This is a genomic window from Marinobacter manganoxydans MnI7-9, from assembly GCF_000235625.1.
Lineage (GTDB): Bacteria > Pseudomonadota > Gammaproteobacteria > Pseudomonadales > Oleiphilaceae > Marinobacter > Marinobacter manganoxydans.
This window is the reverse complement of sequence record NZ_AGTR01000028.1, coordinates 54537-71605: the sequence shown is the minus strand read 5'-3', so window position 1 is coordinate 71605 and position 17069 is coordinate 54537. Positions and strand designations below refer to the sequence as shown.

Annotated in this window: 13 protein-coding genes; 10 read left to right on the top strand and 3 right to left on the bottom strand. The window is 58.5% G+C overall.

Annotated elements, in window-relative coordinates:
• Window positions 1–195 precede the first annotated feature (195 nt).
• The 7 genes from cysP to KYE_RS07730 all read left to right on the top strand — a co-directional run bounded on the left by cysP (window position 196) and on the right by KYE_RS07730 (window position 8202).
• Window positions 196–1230 carry a thiosulfate ABC transporter substrate-binding protein CysP gene (cysP, locus tag KYE_RS07760; protein WP_008172090.1) on the top strand — a complete coding sequence of 345 codons (1035 nt, stop codon included), beginning with the start codon at window positions 196–198 and terminating at the stop codon, window positions 1228–1230.
• 18 nt (window positions 1231–1248) lie between these two features.
• Window positions 1249–2121, top strand: a complete 873-nt coding sequence (gene cysT, locus KYE_RS07755) for a sulfate/thiosulfate ABC transporter permease CysT (protein WP_008172088.1) — start codon at window positions 1249–1251, stop codon at window positions 2119–2121.
• Window positions 2122–2124: 3 nt separating this feature from the next.
• Window positions 2125–2955, top strand: coding sequence for a sulfate ABC transporter permease subunit CysW (cysW, locus tag KYE_RS07750; RefSeq protein ID WP_008172086.1), 831 nt, complete (start codon window positions 2125–2127; stop codon window positions 2953–2955).
• Window positions 2956–2964: 9 nt separating this feature from the next.
• The gene (locus KYE_RS07745) at window positions 2965–4056 is read left to right on the top strand and encodes a sulfate/molybdate ABC transporter ATP-binding protein (protein ID WP_008172084.1); all 1092 of its coding nucleotides are present in this window, start codon (window positions 2965–2967) and stop codon (window positions 4054–4056) included.
• 132 nt (window positions 4057–4188) lie between these two features.
• A complete protein-coding gene (locus KYE_RS07740) occupies window positions 4189–6588 on the top strand; it encodes a Lon protease family protein (RefSeq protein ID WP_008172082.1) in 2400 nt (799 codons plus the stop codon).
• Complete coding sequence (locus KYE_RS07735; protein ID WP_008172080.1) at window positions 6581–7447, top strand: universal stress protein; 867 nt, start codon at window positions 6581–6583, stop codon at window positions 7445–7447. The genes KYE_RS07740 and KYE_RS07735 overlap by 8 nt, the downstream gene beginning before the upstream one ends.
• Window positions 7448–7482: 35 nt before the next feature.
• Window positions 7483–8202 carry a ZIP family metal transporter gene (locus tag KYE_RS07730; protein ID WP_008172078.1) on the top strand — a complete coding sequence of 240 codons (720 nt, stop codon included), beginning with the start codon at window positions 7483–7485 and terminating at the stop codon, window positions 8200–8202.
• A gap of 15 nt (window positions 8203–8217) precedes the next feature.
• Here the strand turns inward: KYE_RS07730 and ftsH are convergent, their stop codons facing one another.
• From ftsH to ggt, 3 genes are all read right to left on the bottom strand, one after another.
• Window positions 8218–10131 carry an ATP-dependent zinc metalloprotease FtsH gene (ftsH, locus tag KYE_RS07725; protein WP_008172077.1) on the bottom strand — a complete coding sequence of 638 codons (1914 nt, stop codon included), beginning with the start codon at window positions 10129–10131 and terminating at the stop codon, window positions 8218–8220.
• Window positions 10132–10196: 65 nt separating this feature from the next.
• Complete coding sequence (locus KYE_RS07720; RefSeq protein ID WP_008172074.1) at window positions 10197–10376, bottom strand: thiamine-binding protein; 180 nt, start codon at window positions 10374–10376, stop codon at window positions 10197–10199.
• A gap of 40 nt (window positions 10377–10416) precedes the next feature.
• Complete coding sequence (ggt, locus tag KYE_RS07715) at window positions 10417–12180, bottom strand: gamma-glutamyltransferase (RefSeq protein ID WP_008172072.1); 1764 nt, start codon at window positions 12178–12180, stop codon at window positions 10417–10419.
• A gap of 143 nt (window positions 12181–12323) precedes the next feature.
• Here ggt and purU point away from each other — a divergent pair, with 143 nt between their 5' ends.
• The 3 genes from purU to serC all read left to right on the top strand — a co-directional run bounded on the left by purU (window position 12324) and on the right by serC (window position 17069).
• Complete coding sequence (purU, locus tag KYE_RS07710; RefSeq protein ID WP_008172070.1) at window positions 12324–13178, top strand: formyltetrahydrofolate deformylase; 855 nt, start codon at window positions 12324–12326, stop codon at window positions 13176–13178.
• A 126-nt stretch (window positions 13179–13304) separates the two neighbouring features.
• Window positions 13305–15935: a DNA gyrase subunit A gene (gene gyrA / locus KYE_RS07705; protein ID WP_008172069.1), complete on the top strand. Its 2631-nt coding sequence runs from the start codon at window positions 13305–13307 to the stop codon at window positions 15933–15935.
• Between the two features lie 51 nt (window positions 15936–15986).
• Window positions 15987–17069, top strand: coding sequence for a 3-phosphoserine/phosphohydroxythreonine transaminase (gene serC / locus KYE_RS07700; protein ID WP_008172068.1), 1083 nt, complete (start codon window positions 15987–15989; stop codon window positions 17067–17069).

Sequence of the window (17069 nt, the reverse complement as noted above, 5' to 3'; positions counted from 1 at the left end):
CTCAGCGACGCTAAATCATCGGTAGGGTTTTCAATGGTGATTTATATAGCTCAAAGTTATTAAAGGAGTTATAAATCATCTAGGTGGAGTATTGTTGTTCCTAGGTGACTACTTTATCTTTGCGTTCTAAGAAAACGCCGACCTATTCCTCTGGCGTATATAAAGATTCCGAGTTAACTGGGAGCTCTGCCGACTATGCCGAATTCGATTTTTTCCGGTTCCAAAGCCCGTAAGGGCCTGTGGTTCAGTGCGCTGGCACTGGCGTTCTCGCTAACAGGGCCGGCTTCTGCCCAGGAGCGTGAGCTTCTGAACTCATCCTACGACATTGCCCGCGAGCTGTTTGCCGAATACAACGTTCTTTTCCAGGACTATTGGAAAGAAAAAACCGGCGAAACCGTCGATATCCAGCAGTCACACGCTGGCTCTTCCAAGCAAGCGCGCGCCATCCTGCAGGGGCTGGGTGCGGATGTGGTTACCTACAACCAGGTCACCGACGTAAACATTCTGGCCGAGCGCGGCAACCTGATTCCCGAGGACTGGGCATCACGCCTGCCAAATAACAGCTCTCCGTACTATTCCACCATGGCGTTCCTGGTGCGCGAGGGTAACCCCAAGAATATCCAGAACTGGGATGATCTGATCCGCGAAGATGTCGAACTGATCATGCCGAACCCGAAAACCTCCGGTAACGGCCGCTACACCTACCTGGCGGCGCTGGGTTTTGCCCAGGACAAGTTCGGTGACGACCAGGAGAAGATTGATGCTTTCCTCAGCGACCTGCTGGGCCAGGTTAAGGTATTCGACTCCGGCGGTCGTGGTGCCACCACCACGTTTGTGGAACGGGGCCTGGGTGATGTGCTGCTGACCTTCGAATCCGAAGTGAACAACATTCCGGCCCTGAACCCGGACAAGAATTTCCAGGTTGTGGTCCCGAGAGTGAGTTTCCTGGCCGAGTTCCCGGTGACCTGGATCGACAAGAACATCGAGAAGAAGGGCACCGAAGAACTGGCTCAGGCCTACTTGAAGCATCTGTACTCCGAAGAAGCCCAGCGCATGCTGGCTGGATTCAACTACCGGGTGCACAACGAAACCGTGAAAGCGGAAGTGGCTGACAAGTTCCCCGAACTGAAGCTGATGCCGATTCAGGACATCGCCGGCAGCTGGGAAAATGCCATGGAGACCCACTTTGCCAGTGGCGGCAAACTGGACCAGTTGCAGCGTCGCCGCTAAGGGATGCGCAGCTGATTCATGGCCACCACTGACGTTTCGGAGCGCCCGTCAAAGCGGCTGAGCGCTCCCGCCACCAAACGCGTTTTGCCGGGGTTCGGACTGAGCCTCGGCATTTCGCTTTTCTTTATCAGCCTGGTGCTGCTTCTGCCCATCAGCGGCCTGTTTATCCGTGCTGCCGGCATGGGGTGGGAGCAGTTCTGGTTTGTGATCACCGATCCGCGGGTGGTTGCGTCCTATAAAGTCACCGCGCTGGCAGCCCTGGCAGCGTCTCTATTCAACTGCGTGTTCGGCCTGCTGATGGCCTGGGTGCTGGTGCGTTACGAGTTTCCCGGCAAGCGGCTGCTGGATGCGATCATGGATCTGCCTTTCGCGCTGCCAACCGCCGTGGCCGGCATCACACTAGCAACCTTGTTTGCCGAGAACGGCTGGTATGGGCAGTATCTCGCCGATCTGGGTATTGAAGTGGCATTCACACCGCTGGGTATTGTGGTGGCGATGGCCTTCACCAGTGTACCGTTTGTGGTGCGCACGGTTCAGCCGGTACTGGAGGAAATGGCGCCGGAGGATGAAGAAGCCGCCATGAGCCTGGGTGCTTCGGACATGACGGTCTTTCGGAAAATCCTGTTCCCGACACTCTGGCCGGCTGTGGTGACCGGTGGTGCGCTTTCGTTTGCCCGCAGCCTTGGGGAATACGGCGCGGTTATCTTTATTGCCGGCAACTCACCCTACATCAGTGAAGTGATCAGTCTGATGATCTTTGTTCGCCTGGAGGAATACGATTTTCCGGCGGCCAGCGCCATTGCCGCAGTGGTTATGACGGTATCGCTGTTGCTGCTCCTGGCGATCAACGTCTGGCAGGGGCGCTATCTCAAGCGCCTGCACGGAGGTTAGGGTATGGCTGTGCGTAAACATCGCCGCGTTGGCGACAACCCTCTGGTTCGTCGCACTCTGATCGGAATCGCCGTCGGCCTGACGGTGCTTCTGCTGTTTATGCCCCTGGTGCTGATTTTTGTGCAAGCGTTTGCCGAGGGTTGGGCCGGTTACGTCAGCAATATTCTCAACGAGTACACGCTCCATGCCATTGGCCTGACGCTCGTGGTTGCGCTGCTCACGGTCCCGTTAAATATGGTGTTCGGCGTGTTCCTGGCCTGGCTGGTGACCCGCTTCCGGTTCCCTGGTCGCAAGCTGCTGACCACATTGATTGATATCCCGTTCGCCGTTTCGCCTGTGGTTGCCGGCCTGCTTTTCCTGCTGCTCTACGGCAGCAATGGCTGGGTGGGGCAGTGGCTCGGTGAATACGACATTCAACTGATGTTCTCCTGGCCCGGCATTGTGATGGTTACCGTGTTTGTGACCTGTCCGTTTGTGGCCAGAGAACTGATCCCGCTGATGCAGCAACAGGGTCGGGAAGAGGAAGAGGCCGGCGTGGTGCTGGGCGCGTCCGGCTGGCAGCTGTTCCGGCGGGTGACCTTCCCGAATATCCGCTGGGCGCTCCTTTACGGCGTGATCCTCACCAACGCCCGGGCTGTAGGCGAGTTCGGTGCCGTGTCGGTGGTCTCGGGCAACATCCGGGGCGAGACCAATACGCTGCCGTTGCAGGTAGAGCTGCTTTACCAGGATTACAACACCGTGGGCGCTTTTGCAGCTTCTTCGCTGCTAGCAGGTATTGCGCTGATCACGCTTGTCGTCAAGGCCATCGTTGAATGGCGTCAGAGTCGTAACTAAGGGTTTCCAATGAGCATCGAGATACAGGGTATCAACAAGTTTTTCGACAAGTTCCAGGCCCTGCATGACATCAATCTGACCATTCCGGATGGCCAGCTCACGGCATTGCTGGGCCCTTCCGGTTCGGGCAAGACCACGCTGCTGCGGATCATTGCCGGCCTGGAAACTCCCGAAGAGGGCCGAATCCGGTTCAGCGGCAAGGATGTGACCGATCTGCATGTGCGGGACCGGCGTGTGGGGTTTGTGTTCCAGCACTATGCGTTGTTTCGTCACATGACAGTGGCCGAGAACGTGGCCTTTGGCCTCAATGTGCTTCCGCGCAAGGAGCGTCCCGGCAAGCCCGAGATCCGCAAGCGGGTAAAAGACCTGCTGGAAATGGTGCAGCTGGAACACCTGGCCGACCGCTACCCCGCGCAGCTTTCAGGTGGGCAGAAGCAACGCATCGCCCTGGCGCGGGCCATGGCCATGCGCCCGGAGATTCTTCTGCTGGATGAGCCCTTCGGAGCGCTTGATGCCAAGGTGCGAAAAGACCTTCGCCGCTGGCTGCGCAGCCTCCATGACGAGCTGCATTTCACCAGTGTTTTCGTGACCCACGATCAGGAGGAGGCCCTGGAGCTCTCCGACCAGGTGGTGGTGATGAGCAATGGCCGGATTGAACAGGTTGATACGCCCTTGGAGCTTTATGGCCGCCCGGACAGTCGCTTTGTGTTCGAATTTCTGGGCCAGGTGAATGTGTTGTCCGGCAAGGTCCGCGACGGCGTCATGAGCCAGGGCGACGCCTGGATTCGCTTGCCCGAAGGCTGTGAAAACGACGACGCCCAGCTCTATCTGCGGCCCCACGAGGTGCGGCTGACTCAGGCTGCCAGTGATCAGGCCCACCTGCCATTTCGCATAGAGGCCATCAACCTGATTGGTGCGGAAGTGCGGATCGAACTCAAGCCCGATGGGTGGGAGTGTGAAGAGTTGTGGGAGGTTGGCATCAGCCATACTGAGTTCAACGCCCGCCAGCCCCAGCGGGGCGACCGCTGCTTTGCGGTGCCGGATGTCGGGCATCTGTTCTGTGAACATGCGGTGGAGCCCAAGACCCTCGAGTGGCGTTAGGGCCCCCCGATTGTTGGAGCAGGGCCCCAGCCATAATCTATAGTTTCCTGATGAGGGGGCGTTGCCCCCGGATTACTCGTTCGACGTAATCGGCGTACTCCACCTTCGGGTGGAAACCATCAGGAGGATGTAATGCCACTACCCACCCCCTTAACCGGAGACCAGGTCTACCACGTTTGTCCGGAAAACAAGCTGGATTTCGTAACCACCGATGACGTGCAAGACCTGGATCAACCCTACGGTCAGGACCGGGTTTTGCGAGCGCTGGAATTTGGCGCCGGTATTCGGGCAGAGGGTTTTAATCTCTTTGTCCTCGGACCCTCCGGGGCAGGTAAACACGAACTTGTCGAACGCTTTCTTTCCCTGAATGCAGCCAGGCAACCGGTTCCTCCAGATTGGTGCCATGTCTATAACTTCCGCTTTTCAGATCGGCCGGGCGCAATCCAGCTGCCAGCGGGGCAGGGGCAGCAATTCAAGAAAGACATGAGTGAGCTGGCAGAAGAGCTTCGCACGGCCATTCCGGCGGCTTTTGAAAGCGAGGAATACCAGGCCCGCTTGCAGGAGCTGCAGGAAGAAATGGCCAAGCGGCAGCACCAGGGCCTGTTCGAGATCCAGGAAGAGGCCAACCGCAACAACATTGCCATGATCACAACGCCAGCCGGTTTTACCTTTGCCCCCATGCGCAAGGGTGAGGTGATCGATCCCGAGGAATACAAGAACTTTTCGGATGAAGAGAAACAACTGGTTGAATCCAAGGTTGAGGAGCTTCAGAAGAAGCTGCAGCAGACCATCCAGCAGATTCCCAGGATGCGGAAAGAAGTTCGGGAGCGCGTCCACGCTCTGAATGAAGAGATGGTCCAGCTGACACTCGGCGGCCCGATCGGGGAACTCAGGGGAAAGTGGTCCCACCTCCCGGATATTGTGGACTATCTGGATGCGGTCCGCGAAGACGTGGTGGAGCATGCCGAAGCCTTTCAGGACGGCGATAACGGGCCACCGGCAGGGCTGCTGGCCCGTTATAAGGTCAACTTGTTGGTGGATAATGCCGAAACCGTAGGCGCGCCGGTCATCTATGAGGATCTGCCCAATCATCAACACCTGGCGGGGCAAATCGAACATCGGGCCCGGCAAGGCAATCTCTATACCGACTTCACGCTGATTCGCGGTGGTTCCATGCACCGTGCCAACGGCGGCTATCTGATCATTGACGCCCGCCGGGTGCTAACCCAGCCGATGGCCTGGGAAAGCCTCAAGAGGATCCTGTCTTCAGGCGAAATCCGCATCGAGTCCCTGGAGCGGCTCTATGGATTGGTGAGTACCGTCAGCCTGCAGCCGGAGCCCATTCCGGTGTCGGTCAAGGTGGTTCTGCTCGGGGACCGGATGCTCTATTACCTGCTGTCCCACTATGATCCCGACTTTCTGGACCTGTTCAAAGTAGAAGCGGATTTCGAGGACGACCTGGACCGCAATGAAGAATGCTATGAACTCTACGCGCGCATGATCGCCACCATGGCCCGGGGCCTGAAAATGCGACCGCTGGAGCGAAGCGCCGTGGCCCGGCTGATTGAACATGCCAGCCGGTTGGCAGCAGACCAGCGCAAACTGACCGCCCACGACCGGGTGCTCCGCGACATTCTGAGCGAGGCAGACCACTGGGCGGGACAGGCCGGGGCCGATACGGTTGAAGCCAGCCATCTCCAGCAGGCCATTGATGAACGGGAATACCGGGCCAGCCGGGTCCGGGAACGAAGTCGCGAGCAAATCAGCCGGGGTGTGGTGATGATAGCCACTACTGGCGAGGAGGTAGCTCAGGTAAATGGTCTTTCGGTGCTCAGGCTTGGGGCGTCGATGTTCGGGCAGCCTACCCGGATTACCGCCACGGCCCGTCCCGGTAAGGGGCAGGTGGTGGATATCGAGCGGGAGGCCAAACTCGGCGGCCCCATTCACAGCAAGGCTGTGATGATTCTTTCCCGCTTCCTGGCGAGCCGGTACGCCGGCGACGGCGAACTTTCCCTGTCGGCGAGTCTTGCCTTCGAGCAATCCTACGGTGGGGTTGAGGGCGATTCCGCGTCGGTGGCAGAAACCTGCGTGCTGCTTTCAGCCATTTCCCGGGTGCCAATCAAGCAGGCCTTCGCGGTCACGGGGTCGATGAACCAGCATGGTGAAGTTCAGGCCGTGGGCGGAGTGAACGAGAAGATTGAGGGCTTTTTCGATGTCTGCAAAGAGGCCGGCGACGTTCGCGGGCAGGGCGTTTTGCTGCCTGCAAGCAATGTTGAGCACCTCATGCTGAGAGCCGATGTGAGGCAGGCGATCGCTGAAGACCGGTTCCGGATCTATCCGATTTCAAGCATCAATGAGGCAATTGAGCTGCTAACCGGTCTTGAGCCCGGAGAACCGGATAGTAATGGCGAGTTCCCCGAGAACAGCTTCAATCACCGGGTTGCCGAACGCCTGGAGAAGTTCGCGGAGGCCAGCAAGAAACGGGACGAGAACGGAGAAGCGAACAGCAGCGGAGGCAAGGATCGTGACTGATAGGCCAGCAGACCAGGCTGATCCCGGCACCACAACCGGTCGTGTACTGGTACTTCTCGATGGTTCCAGGATGAGTTACGCCGCCTTGCAGGCTGCGGTCGGGATTGCCGCGAATACCGGTGCCGATGTGCTCGGTGTGTTTGTTGAGGAGCTGAATCAGCTGCGAAGCGCCGGCTATGGTTTTGCCCGCGAAGTGGGCGGTTCGTCCGGTATCAGCCGCCCCCTGGCTGCTGGCGACGTTGAACAGCGCATGCAAAGGTTGGCGAGCGAAGCCCGCCGTGCTCTTGCCGGTGCCGTCGCGTCATACGGTGGCAGGCAATCCCTGAGTGTCGCCCGGGGCCATGTGATTGATGAGGTGCTGGCGCTCGCCGGCCCTCAGGATCTTCTGGTGCTGGGCCGCGTTGGTTGGTCCTCCGAGCCCGGTGCGCGCTTGGGCTCGACGGCAAAAGGGCTGGTTCGTCGTTCCCGGGGAAGGGTCTTGCTCTGGTGTGAAAGTCGGGCCGAACCTTTGGGCAGGGTTGTGGTGTTTCTCAATGACCATCATGGCGCTAACGGCCGCGCTGTCCAGGCAACCGCTGAGGTGGTTCGTCATTCCCACCGGCCCGTGACACTACTGTTGGGCGCTGACTCGACGGTCTCAGCCGACGATCTTAAAGGCGTCGCGCAGGACCTGGGTATTCAGGAATCGGAGCTTCGTGTAAGGTCTCTGCCATCAACGGATCCGGCTGTTGTGGCCGGAATTCTACGACAGGAAAGGGCGGTAGAGCTGGTGCTAAGCCGGGAATGCACACTGCTCCAGGAGCCCGGCGCAGAGCGATTGTTGGTGGCCCTGAACCTTCCCGTCACGGTCACGCCCTGAATCCCATCGGTTGCTCCATAGGTCTTGATTAGCTGATGTTTATAGATGTTCTCTCCATTGTTGGACTGACCGTCCTTGCCGGCGCCTGCATTCCACTGGGCGGACTGCTCGCCAGCTTTGAACGGATCCGACCCAATTGGCTGGAGCAGGAGTTTCGCCATTTCGTGATCGCGCTCGGTGGCGGCATCCTGCTTGGCGCGGTCGCTGTGGTTTTTATTCCGGAAGGCCGATCCAGCATGGGAGGATCCCTTCTTGCGATTCCGGCTATTCTTGCGGGCGGGCTCATATTCTTTCTGATAGAGCGGGTTCTCGGTTTGAAACGCCGTGAATCTCCGCAGCTCCTGGGTGTGATGCTGGATTTTATTCCGGAAGCTGCCGCGCTGGGCGGGCTCGCCGTGGTGAACACCGAGATTGCGCTGCTCATGGCGTTACTCATTGCCTTGCAGAACTTGCCGGAAGGGTTCAACGCCTATCGGGAGTTGCTTTACCTGAAAGGCCACAGCTCCCGAAAGACGCTGGTCTTTATGAGTAGCCTGGTGATCACAGGTCCGGTGGCCGGCCTGTTTGGCTATTTCTTCTTGTCGGAGCGCCCCGTATTACTGGGCTCACTGATGCTGATGGCTTCCGGGGGTATTCTGTACCTGATTTTCCAGGACATCGCTCCTCAGTCGAGGCTTGACCGGCATTGGGGGCCACCTCTGGGAGCGGTCCTTGGGTTCTGTATTACCCTGTTCAGTCATTACCTGGTGATCTAGGCCATGACTTGAGTATCAGGCAATCTTCCGTGCATCTTCCTTGCGCAGGATTTCCTCGACGTCCTCTGCTGACAGCGTTTCCTGTTTCAGCACGGCTTTGGCCAGTGCGTCCAACTGGTTTCGGTGCTCGGTCAGGAAGTCGAGGGTTGCCTTCTCGAGGGCCAGGAGCTGGGACTGGATTTCCTCGTCAATCATCTCAGCCATCTTTTCGCTGAACTCCCTCGGCATGCCCATCTCCCGGCCCAGGAAAACATGTTCCTCGCCGATGTTCAGGCCCAGCGGGCCGATCTTTTCGCTCATGCCCCACTGGCCGATCATCTTGCGTATCAGCGCGGTGGCCTCCTTGAGGTCGTTCTGGGCGCCGGTACTGACTTCTCCGTAGATCAGCTTTTCCGAGCAGCGACCGCCAAGCATCACCTTGATGCGATCCTTAAGATAGCTTTCGGTGTAGGTGTAGTGATCTTCCCGCGGGGTTTGTTCCGTCACTCCCATGGCCATGCCGTGGGGAATGATGGTCAACTTGGTAAGGGGATCCGCGTTCGGCATGTAGTAGGCCATGATGGCGTGACCACACTCGTGGTAGGCAACAGCCTCACGCTCCTGCGGGTTCAGCTTGGTGTCGCGCTTTTCACCGAGAATAATTCTGTCCCGGGCCAGATCAAAGCAATGGGCATTCACCTCATGCAGGCTTTCGCGGGCTGCGGTGAGCGCCGCTTCATTTACGAGGTTCTTGAGATCCGCCCCGGAAAAGCCGATGGTGCGTGCGGCCAGTTGATCCAGGTCGACATCATTCGCCAAGGGTACCTTTCGCACGTGAACGGCCAGGATGGCCGCGCGGGCCTCCTTGTGGGGGCGGTCGAGGGTGATCTTACGGTCAAAACGGCCCGGGCGGAGCAGGGCGCTGTCCAGAACGTCCGGCCGGTTGGTGGCAGCCAGTACCAGAACATTTTCGTGAGCCTCGAAACCGTCCATTTCCGTAAGGATCTGGTTCAGTGTTTGCTCTCTTTCATCATGGCCACCACCCAGGCCCGCACCACGTGATCGGCCAATGGCATCCAGTTCGTCGATGAAAATCAGCGCCGGCGCGTCTTTCCGGGCTTCCTTGAACATGTCCCGAACCCGCGCGGCGCCGACACCCACGAACATCTCGATGAATTCCGAGGCGCTGATGCTGTAGAAGGGCACCTCGGCTTCGCCGGCGATGGCCCGGGCCAGTAGTGTCTTGCCGGTGCCCGGCGGGCCGACCAGAAGCACGCCCTTGGGCATGACGGCACCCAGTGCCCGGTATTTTTCGGGAGATTTCAGGAAATCGATGATCTCGGCAATTTCCCGCTTGGCGGATTCAATGCCGGCCACGTCGTCCAGGGTGGCGGTAGAGGTTTCCTTGTGGGCCCGCCGTGCCTTGGAGCGGCTGAAATCAAACGGGCCGCCACCCTGTGTCATGCGTTTCTGCGCTGCACCCCAGAACCAGAACATCAGCGCCAGCAGCAGGATCCAGGGCAGGAAGCCGCGAATCATTTCCTGCCACCAGGGCAGACCTGATGGCGTGGCCCGAATGGTGACACTGTGCTCTTCAAGAAGGTTGAGCAGCGACGGGTCTTCCATGGGCGGGCGGATGGTATGGAAACCGGGCGTGCTGGTGTGGGGTGGGCTGTCAGAGCTGAAATCGGCTGCACCGCTGTCGGTGAACAAGCCGGTAATGGCTTCTTCTTTCAACGTGACTTCTGCCACCTGATTGTTCACAACAGCCGTCTTGAATTCCGAGTAGGCGAGGTCCTGAAGCCGCGGTTGTCCGCCATCCTGCAGCCAGAGCACCATCAGGAAGATGGCAGCGCTCAGCCAAAGGAACGCAGACTGGTTCGGAATGACCGGTTGTTGGTTCTGATCCGGTTTCTGTTGCTGGTTGTCTGGCCCACTCGGTGCTGTCATTTCGGTCTCCGGTCGCCCTCCATGATCTTCGCCACGAAGACAGATTTGCCGTAGGTCTCGAACGATCATTTCATGGTGTCCGAGAGCACGCCCATAACCTCATCATAGTCGCCGAAAATCTCGGTGCTCATTCGCCCCGGATAGACTTCCAGTCCGGTCTGCTCCAGGCGCGCGATCAGGTCTTTGATTGGCTGCTTGTACTCCTCTTTCAGGGGATAGCAGCTCAGTTGTACAGAAAGATACATAAAGCCTCCATTCAGGTCAGTGACCCTGGTCAATTGCCCGTTAATAGCCCATGGCCGACGAAGTGCTCCTCCTCGGGTCCGCGCCACCATTGAGAACACCCTCTTCGTCAATCAGGATGCTCTGGATGGCGCCCATGGCTGATCCACCGACCACCGTGTGCCCCCGCTCCTGCAGAAGCCGGATGGTGTCGGGGCTGATGCCCTGTTCGATCCGGATTTCATCCGGCAGCCACTGGTGGTGCATGCGCGGAGCGCTCACGGCGGTCTGGATGTTCATTCCATGATCAATCACATTGAGGATCACCTGCAAGGTGGTGGTAATGATCCGGGAGCCTCCGGGGCTGCCGGTAACCAGAACGTTCTTGCCATCCTTCTTAACGATAGTGGGCGACATGGAGCTCAGCATGCGTTTGCCGGGCTCGACCTTGTTGGCTTCGCCACCGATCAGGCCATAAGCGTTGGGCACACCGGGCTTGGCACTGAAGTCGTCCATTTCGTTGTTAAGCAGGAATCCAGCGCCTTCCACCGTAATGCCGGATCCATAACTGAAATTGATTGTGTAGGTGTTGGACACGGCGTTGCCCCATTTATCCACCACGGAAAAATGGGTGGTTTCAGGGCTTTCCCAGGCAGCTGGCTGGCCGGGATTGATGTCGCTGGCCGGTCGTGCCCTGTCTGGATCAATGCCTTTGCGCAGTTCTTCTGCGTAGCCTTTGCTGGTTAACCCCGCCAGCGGCACCTCCACATAATCCGTGTCGCCGAGGTATTTTGAACGGTCCGCGTAGGCCAGTTTCATGGCTTCGGCCATGTGATGAATCGCATCAGCGGAGTTATGGCCAAACTCGGCCATCGGGAAGCCTTCCAGGATATTCAGGATCTGGACAATGTGCGTGCCGCCGGAGGAGGGCGGCGACATCGAGAAAATATCGTACCCGCGATAGTTGCCGTGAACCGGCGCCCGGACAACCGGGCGATAGTCTTTCAGGTCCTGGTGCGTGATGAGGCCGCCATTCCGTTCCATTTCGCTGGCAATCAGATCGGCGGTTTCGCCTTCGTAAAAGCCTTTCACGCCGTTGTCGGCAATGCGCTGGAGTGTTGCCGCCAGTTCCGGCTGTCGAAAGCGTTTCCCGGGCTGCCAGGCGCTGCCGTCTTCCCTATAAAAGGTGTCACGGGTGGCGGGCCATCGCTCGAGTCTCTCCCGGGCCTGCTCCAGACCTTCAGTAAAACGCTGGGGCACTACGAAACCGTCTTGGGCCAGTTTGATGGCCGGCGCCAGTGCCTGCTTGAGGGTAATGGTGCCGTGCCGCTCCAGCGCCAGTGCAAGGCCGGCAACTGTGCCCGGAACCCCTGCGGCCAGGTGGGTAAAACGACTGCGGTTCCTGACCACCTCGCCGGATTCGTCCTGGAACATGGTTTCTGTGGCGGCAGCGGGCGCTTTTTCGCGATAATCAATGGCTTCCGGATCTGATCCGTCGCCCCTGGAAATCAGCATGAAACCGCCACCGCCAATGTTGCCGGAACGGGGCTGGGTAACAGCGAGTGCAAAACCGGCGGTAACGGCTGCATCGATTGCATTGCCGCCGTTTTTCAGCACTTCCAGAGCCACCTCGGTGGCCAGTGTATGGCTGGTGGCAACCATGCCCTGGGTTGCGGTAACCGGGTGAAACCGCTCACCCTCGAGAATGGCCTGTCCGAAGGCCGGCGCGGTGGTGATGAAAAAGGTCAAGGCGGCCGCAATCGAAAGGCGGCCTGAGCGCCCCGTGGCGAGGTTTTTGATTGTGCGTTGGTAGAGGCCTCTGTCCATATCTCCATTCCTCGTTTCTGGCGTTCAGATAGGCTATGATAGCCGGTCATTTTCATAGGTGCGTACCGTTAACCTGCCGTTAATGTCGGCGGTGATTCCCCGACGCACCTGCTTTCCCGGATTTCAGTTAAGGAAAGGCTTTCATGGAGCATACCTATCGTCTTGTGATTTCCTGCCCCGACCGGGTGGGAATTGTCGCCAAGGTGAGTAATTTTCTGTCGACATACAATGGCTGGATTACCGAGGCGAGTCACCATTCCGACACGCAAACCGGCTGGTTTTTCATGCGGCACGAGATCAAGGCCACCTCGATTCCGTTCGGTCTGGACCAGTTCCGCGCCGCGTTTGAGCCGATTGCCCGCGAATTCAATATGAACTGGCACATTGCCGACTCGGCCCAGCCCAAGAAAGTCATCCTGATGTGCAGCAAGGAATCCCATTGTGTGGCTGATCTGCTGCACCGCTGGCACAGCAAGGAGATCAATGCCGAGATCGTGGCGGTCATCTCCAACCACGACGACCTGCGCCGGATGGTGGAGTGGCATGAGATTCCCTACCACCACGTGCCGGTAAGCAAGGAAAACAAAGAGGAAGCTTTCGCCCATATTGATGAGCTGTTCCAGAAATATGAGGCCGATGTGGTGGTGCTGGCGCGCTACATGCAGATCCTTCCTGGCGAGCTCTGCGAGAAATACTCCGGCAAGGTGATCAATATCCATCACAGCTTCCTGCCGTCTTTCGCCGGTGCACGCCCCTATCACCAGGCCTACAGCCGCGGTGTTAAGCTGATTGGTGCCACCTGCCACTACGTGACTCAGGACCTCGACGAGGGCCCGATCATCGAGCAGGACGTTATCCGGATCACCCACAGCGACTCTATCGAGGATATGGTTCGCCTGGGTAAGGATGTGGAAAAGAACGTGTTGGCCCGGGGCCTGCGCTCACACATTGAAGACCGGGTGATCACCTACGAAAACAAGACAGTGGTGTTTGATTAAGGCTGCCTCACAGTTGCCCCGGAAAGGGTGCGACTGTGGTAGACTTGGCGGCTTGTTGAAGAATAACTATGGGGCCCGGAAACGGCCCCGATACGACTTCCAGATAACGCAAAGGAACCTTTCTCGATGGGTGAGTTAGCCAAAGAGATCCTGCCGGTCAATATTGAAGACGAGTTAAAACAGTCCTACCTCGATTACGCCATGAGCGTGATCGTCGGGCGGGCGCTTCCGGATGTGAGGGATGGCCTCAAGCCGGTTCACCGCCGCGTTCTGTTCGCCATGTCCGAACTGAACAACGACTGGAACAAGGCCTATAAGAAGTCCGCCCGTGTGGTGGGTGATGTTATCGGTAAATACCACCCCCACGGTGACTCTGCGGTATACGACACCATCGTACGTATGGCCCAGCCGTTCTCCCTGCGGTATCCGCTGGTTGATGGCCAGGGTAACTTCGGTTCCATCGACGGTGACAACGCGGCTGCCATGCGTTACACCGAGATCCGCATGGAGAAGATCGCCCACTCCCTGCTGGCGGACCTGGACAAGGAAACCGTCGATTTCGTCGATAACTACGACGGTACCGAGCGGATTCCCGAGGTTCTGCCCACCCGGGTGCCCAACCTGCTGGTGAATGGTTCCTCCGGTATTGCCGTGGGCATGGCTACCAACATTCCGCCCCACAACCTGACGGAAGTCGTAAGCGGCTGCTTGGCGCTGATTGATAATCCGGATCTGACCATCGATGAGCTGATGGAATTCATTCCGGGCCCGGATTTCCCGACCGAGGGCATCATCAACGGCCGTGCCGGCATCGTTGAGGCCTACCGTACCGGCCGTGGTCGTATCTATATTCGTGCCCGCCACGAGATCGAGCACGACAACAAGACCAATCGCGATGCCATCATCATCACCGAGCTGCCGTATCAGCTGAACAAGGCCCGCCTGATCGAGAAGATCGCGGAGCTGGTAAAAGAAAAGCGTCTTGAAGGTATCTCCGAGCTGCGGGACGAATCCAACAAGGAAGGTATCCGGGTGGTGATCGAACTGCGTCGGGGTGAGAACCCGGACGTTGTGGTCAACAACCTGTTTGCCCAGACCCAGCTGGAAACTGTATTCGGCATCAACATGGTTGGCCTGATCAACGGTGAGCCGAAAACCCTGAATCTGAAGCAGCTGCTGGATGCGTTCGTTCGTCACCGCCGTGAAGTAGTGACCCGCCGGACCATCTACGAACTGCGTAAAGCCCGTGAACGTGGCCATATTCTGGAAGGTTTGACGGTTGCCCTGGCCAACATCGACGAGATTATCGAGCTGATCAAGGCCTCGCCGTCCGCCGCCGAAGCGAAGGAAAAGCTGATTGCCAAGGGCTGGTCACCGGGCGATGTCATGGCCATGCTGGAACGTGCCGGTCAGGACGCCTGCCGTCCGGACGACCTGCCAGAGATCTATGGGCTGCGTGAAGGTCTGTATCATCTTTCACCGGAACAGGCCCAGGCCATTCTGGACTTGCGTCTGCACCGCCTGACCGGTCTGGAAACCGAGAAGCTCCAGAACGAATACAAGGAAATTCTCGACAAGATTGCCGATCTGCTGGACATCCTGGGCGACCCCGAGCGGCTGCTCCAGGTGATCCGGGAAGAGCTGGAAGCGATCGTTACCGAGTTTGGTGACGAGCGTCGTACCGAAATCACCAGCTCCCGTCGCGACCTGACCATCGCCGACCTGATTGATGAAGAAGACCTGGTGGTGACCATTTCCCACAGTGGTTACGCCAAGACCCAGGCAGTGGAAGACTACCAGGCCCAGCGTCGTGGTGGTCGGGGCAAGGCAGCAACCTCTATGAAGGACGAAGACTTCGTTGAGAAGCTGCTGGTGGCCAACTCCCACGATACGATTCTGTGTTTCTCCAACCGTGGCAAGGTGTACTGGCTGCGGGTGTTCGAGATTCCACGCGCCAGCCGTGCCTCCCGCGGTCGGCCCATGGTGAATATCCTGCCGCTGGACGAAGGCGAGCGTATTACCACGTTCCTGCCGGTTCGGGATTATCCGGAAGACCAGTTCGTGCTGATGGCCACCTCTGCCGGTGTGGTCAAGAAAACGCCGTTGCCGAACTTCTCGCGTCCGCGCAGCAGCGGCCTGATTGCCCTGTCACTGGATGAGGGCGATACCCTGATCGGTGCAGCCATTACCAAAGGCGATGCCGAGGTCATGCTGTTCTCGACCGCTGGCAAGGCGGTGCGCTTCAACGAAGAAGCCGTTCGTCCCATGAGCCGGACAGCCCGTGGTGTTCGCGGTATCAAGATGCCGCAGGGTCACCATGTGGTGTCGCTGATCATCCCGCAGGACGGTGGGGTTATCCTGACTGCCTCCGAAAACGGCTACGGCAAGCGTACCGCCATTGACGAGTTCCCGACCTACAGCCGTGGCAGCCAGGGCGTTATCGCCATGCAGTGCTCCGAGCGTAACGGTAACCTGGTGACAGCCCTGCAGCTGTTCGACGGTGACGAAATGATGCTGATCTCTGACAAGGGCACGCTCGTGCGTACCCGGACAGACGAAGTGTCGGTTCTTAGCCGGAATACCCAGGGCGTGCGCCTGATCAAGCTGAGCCAGGAAGACGAGCGGCTGGTTGGCGTTGAGCGGATTGCGGAAACCGACGACGAAGAGCTCGACAGTGAAGGCAATCCGATTGTTGCCGACGAGAGCCCGGAAGAAGGCCAGCAAGGCCAAGAAGGCGAGAGTGCCGGCGACGAATAAGCCGGCACTTGCCACGGACAGATTCAGCAAGACTTGAGAGAAAGCAGCAACATGAGCAGGGCGTATAACTTTTGTGCAGGTCCGGCCACCTTGCCGGAGAGCGTGCTTCGTCAGGCGCGGGATGAAATGCTCGACTGGCGCGGTACCGGCATGTCGGTGATGGAAATGAGCCATCGCAGCGACGAGTTTGTCCAGATTGCCGAAACTGCAGAAAAAGATCTGCGTGAACTGGCCGGCGTGTCGGACGACTACGCGGTTCTTTTCATGCAGGGTGGGGCGTCCAGCCAGTTTTCCACCATTCCTCTGAATCTGCTGGGCGAAAAAGGCTCTGCGGACTACGTGAACACTGGCATCTGGTCCAAGAAGGCCATTGCCGAGGCCAGTCGCTATGGCAAGGTGAACGTGGTGGCGAGTTCGGAAGACAGTGGCTTTACCACGATTCCGGATCAATCCTCGTGGCAGACCAGTGCCGACGCGGCTTATCTGCACTACACGCCCAACGAGACCATCGGTGGCCTGGAATTCGGTTTTATTCCGGATAGCCCGGGCGCGCCGCTGGTTGCCGACATGTCCTCATCAATGCTGTCGAGGCCGGTGGACGTCTCCAGGTTCGGTGTGATCTATGCCGGTGCCCAGAAGAACATCGGTCCCTCGGGATTGGTAGTGGTCATTATCCGCAAGGATCTCCTGGGTAAGGCCCGCCAGGAGACCCCGACCATGATGAATTATCAGGTGATCGCAGATAACGGCTCCATGTACAACACGCCGGCGACCTATTCCTGGTATCTGGCCGGTCTGGTGTTCAAGTGGCTGAAAGAGCAGGGCGGTGTGAAGGCCATGGGTGAAATCAACCTGCGCAAGGCCCGCAAGCTCTACGATTTCATCGATACCAACGAGTTTTACGCCAACCCGATTGATCCGCGCTTCCGCTCCTGGATGAACGTACCATTCACGCTGGCGGATGATGCCCTGAACGGTGAATTCCTGAAGGGTGCCAATGCCCGTGGCCTGCTGAACCTGGCCGGCCACCGGTCGGTTGGCGGAATGCGTGCGAGCATCTACAACGCGATGCCAGAAGCCGGTGTCGATGCACTGATCGACTACATGACCGAATTTGCGAAGGAGCGTGGCTGA